3 protein-coding genes are annotated in these 3,658 nt (G+C 69.5%); 1 reads left to right on the forward strand and 2 read right to left on the reverse strand.

All coding sequences use genetic code 11. The features are described 5' to 3' along the window. The first annotated feature begins 109 nt into the window (after positions 1-109). Entirely contained in the window at positions 110-1,567 is a 1,458-nt protein-coding gene (locus KO481_RS20230; RefSeq protein ID WP_245401184.1) for a glycosyltransferase family 39 protein, read from the forward strand. A gap of 82 nt (positions 1,568-1,649) precedes the next feature. On the opposite strand, the gene KO481_RS20235 is transcribed toward KO481_RS20230, so the two are convergent. After that, entirely contained in the window at positions 1,650-2,813 is a 1,164-nt protein-coding gene (locus KO481_RS20235; RefSeq protein WP_215918735.1) for a WXG100 family type VII secretion target, read from the reverse strand. A gap of 66 nt (positions 2,814-2,879) precedes the next feature. Next, positions 2,880-3,656, reverse strand: a complete 777-nt coding sequence (locus KO481_RS20240; RefSeq protein WP_215918736.1) for a hypothetical protein — start codon at positions 3,654-3,656, stop codon at positions 2,880-2,882. Between the last annotated feature and the right edge of the window lie 2 nt (positions 3,657-3,658).

The following is a 3,658-nucleotide window of genomic DNA, read 5'->3' on the forward strand; positions in this document are numbered from 1 at the left end:
TCAGGTCGTACAGGACGCAGGCGTGGCGGTCGATGTGCCGCACGAGTTCTCGCGGCACGATCGCTGTAACAAGATCCAGCGCCATGGATTCGAACCGAAAGGTTGAAGGTTGCAGCTGTCGGTAGCGCCCCGCTCGTCCACCGTGGACGCTCCCGCGTTCGCGACGCGGGCTGTGCTCGCGATCGCGGGCGTCGTCGCAGTCGTCCAGCTCGTCTGCGGTGCGATCGGCGGCTATTGGTTCGACGAGGCCTACATGCTCGCGATCGGCCGCCGCCACCTGGCCTGGGGCTCGGCCGACCAGCCGCCGGTCGCACCGGCGCTGGCGGCCGCGATGGACTGGCTAGCCCCCGGATCGCTTGTGGCGCTGCGGATACCGGCGGTGCTCGCGACCGCGGCGGCGGTCATCGTCGCGGCGCTGATCGCCCGGGAGTTCGGCGGTGATCGGCGCGCGCAGCTCCTCACCGCGGTCGCCCAGGCGACGGCACTGTGGTTCACCATGGACGGGCACTGGCTGACCCCGTACACGCTGGAGCCGGTGCAGTGGCTGCTGCTCATCTGGCTGCTGGTGCGCTGGATTCGGTTGCGCGAGGACCGGTTGCTGCTCGCGGCGGGCGTTGTCGCCGGAATCGCCGCGGAGACCAAATTCCAGGTGATCCTGCTGTGCGCGGTGCTGCTGGCGTCGGTGGCCGTCTGCGGCCCACGCGAATTGCTGCGGCGGCCGATGCTGTGGGCCGGCGCCGCCGTCGGAGCGCTGCTGGCGCTGCCGACACTGGTGTGGCAGGCGCGCAACGGCTGGCCACAGCTGCACATGAGCTCGGTGCTGTCCACCGAGGCGGACGAATTGTACGGCGGCCGTCCGGGAATCGCGGTATCGCTGATTCTCATGGCCGGCGTCGCGGGGACGGTGCTGGCGCTCTACGGGATCTGGGGGCTGCTGCAGGACGCGCGGCTGCGCCCGTATCGGTTCCTCGCCGTGACCGCGGTGGTGCTGTACCTCGTCTTCGTCGCGACCGCCGGGCGGCCCTACTACCTCGGCGGGTTCTACGGCGCGCTGTTCGCCGCGGGCGCGGTCGGATTCCAGCGGCGTCGACTGGTCGGTGGCCGCCGGGGCTGGGTGGTGTGGCCGGCGTGTGCGCTGAGCATCGCCGGGGCCGCGAGCATGCTCGCCTTGGCCGCGACGTCGGCGAAAACCGATGCGCCACAGCGGATCGTGCGGCTGACGACCGCCGCCTACCAGTCCCTTCCCGAGCAGGACCGCCGGTCGGCGATCATCATGGGCCAGTCCTACATCGTCGCCGCGTACCTCGACGTGTACTCGCACGATCTTCCGGCGGCGTACAGCACCAGCCGCGGCTACGGATACTTTCCGCCGCCACCGGATTCCGCGCGTGCCGTGCTGTACATCGGCACGTCGCCGGACGAGTTGCGCGGCCATTTCGGGTCGTGCCGCCGATTGCTCGGCGACAGAACGGATCCGGGCACCGATCAGCGGGCGTGGCTGTGCACCGATCGGCGCGAGCCGTGGGAACGATTCTGGCCGAGCCTGCGGCACCTCGACATGACCTGACGGCTTCGCCCGGTGCAGGGTCTCTCATCCGGTGCCCGCGTGTTGCCCAGCACGGTCGTGATCGCGGCCGCGGCCGAGCGTCCTAGGCCTGGTTCGGGTCCTGGACGGGCTGGTCCTGGATCCTCGGGAAGACCTGCTCGCGCTGGAGCGGCTGCTCGGGCGTCGCCTCGACCCGGTCTCCCTCGACGGCGGGAATCTCCGCGCTGTATTCGCGGGGCTGCAGGGTTTGGCCGTAGACCTCCGGAGTTCCCGCGGTCGCCTCGTAGTAGCGCGGCTGGGTTTGGCCGTAGACCAGGGGCGTTCCCTCGGTGGAGTCGTACAGGCGTGGCTCGGTGGTCGGGGTGCCCTCTTCGACGGCGTAATACTCCCGGGGCTGCTCGGTGGTTGGAATGCCCTGGTTGTACTCGCGCGGTTGCAGAGGCTCGGCTCGCGTTTGGTCGTACGTGAGCGGGGTGCCCTGCTGAGCGTAGTACTGGCGGGGTTGCAGGGGTTGTTCCGGGCTGTAGGTGTATCCCTCGGGGGTCACCTCGGTGGCCGGGACGCCTCGGGTGTATTCGCGCGGCTGTAGGGGCTGTTGCGGGTCGTATTCGCGGGGTTGCAGCGGGGTGCCCTGGTTGTATTCGCGGGGTTGCAACGGGGTCCCCTGGTTGTACTCGCGCGGCTGGAGGGGCTGCTCGGGCTGCAGCCGGCTGTAGGACTCTGTCGGTTGGAGCGGCTGCCCGCCCTGCCGGCTGTAGGCCTCTGTCGGCTGGAGCGGCTGCGCGTCCTGCCGGCGGAGGGCCTCTTCGGGCTGGAGCTGTTGTTGTTCTTGCCGGGGGGTCAGACGGGTCATCTCCATGCGGCGATACAGCGCGTTGGGGGAGTACGACGACGGGCCGTAGCTGCCCGAGCCGCTGGAATTGCCCGAGCCGGACGGCCCGTTCTGATTCTGATGCGTCGCATTGGCGGCGGCCGTAGCCTCGTTCTGCTCGAAGGTCTTCGCCGAATCCCGCAGGTTGTCGCGATTCTGCCCGAACAGACCGACCAGCTGGCCCAGGTTCTTGAAGGTGCCGTCGCGGTTGGCGATATAGCCCTTGTCGCCCTCGGAGAACTTCTTGCCCGCCTTGTCGTCGCCCCAGGGCTCGCCCTCGGCGTTGCACCCGCCGGTCAGCGTGTTCAGAATCTGCCTGGTGGTATCGCTGATGGCGTCGAATTGATTTGCGGCATTGCGCAATCCCTCGGGATTGATACTGACCGGCTCAGTCATCGCTACCTCCTACACAGATACAACGCCGCCGAGCGTATGCGCGTTACCATTCGCGGCGCCCCGATATCATTCTGTGGCAAGTTGCCGCAGGTCCGCCAGGCCGGGCGCCTCGGCCGCGGTGACCTCGGGGCCGATGACGCCCGACAGCCGATCGGCCGCGAACGCGGGAAATCCGCTCAACGCCACGGTGGCCGGCTGTCCCGCGCGGTAGCCGTCGCTGAATCGCAACTGCCACAGGCCCGCCGCGATTTCGCCGGTGCGTCCCGCCCGTGCCCGCGGCAGGTATCCGGCCGCATCGCCGGTGACCGCGGCCCAGACGTAGCCGACCACCGCCGAATCCATCCGGACCGGCAGATACCGTACAGCCGAGTCGGTTTCGGCCGGATAGGTCTGCAGCGGCGCGCTGACCAGTGGACCCCAGCCGTCGGACCGGTCGGCGGGCGTGCCGTCGGGATACGTGCCGTCCTGGATCAGCGGGCCCTCACCGAGGGGCGGTCCGTCCGGATTGAGCCGATTCCACAGCTGGTCCAGGCTCGGCGAGCCGGTGGGACGGAGACCGGCCGGGACACCGCCCGCGATCGGGTCCTCGGGCCACCCGATCAATCGCTCGAGGGCCGCGGCCGGTGTGAGTCCCGCCGAGGCCGCCTCGTTCAGCCTTGTCTCCCAGGCGATCACGCAGTCCAGATCGCGACCGGCCGCCGCCAGGATGCGCTCGAAACCCGCGGCGTGCTGGTCGGGGGAGGCCCACACACACCCGATGACCTGGCCGCGCCGATGCACGGGCAGGTAGATCACGGGCCGCCGGGTCCAGTGGCGATAGCCGGTGGGAGTGCTGCTGCTCATTA

Source organism: Nocardia albiluteola (genome assembly GCF_018860155.1).
GTDB classification, from domain to species: Bacteria; Actinomycetota; Actinomycetes; order Mycobacteriales; family Mycobacteriaceae; genus Nocardia; species Nocardia albiluteola.

Excerpts from the sequence above, each read along its gene's own strand:
- KO481_RS20240 (WP_215918736.1), bottom strand. The coding sequence starts at position 3,656 with ATGAGCAGCAGCACTCCCACCGGCTATCGCCACTGGACCCGGCGGCCC.
- KO481_RS20235 (WP_215918735.1), bottom strand. The coding sequence starts at position 2,813 with ATGACTGAGCCGGTCAGTATCAATCCCGAGGGATTGCGCAATGCCGCA.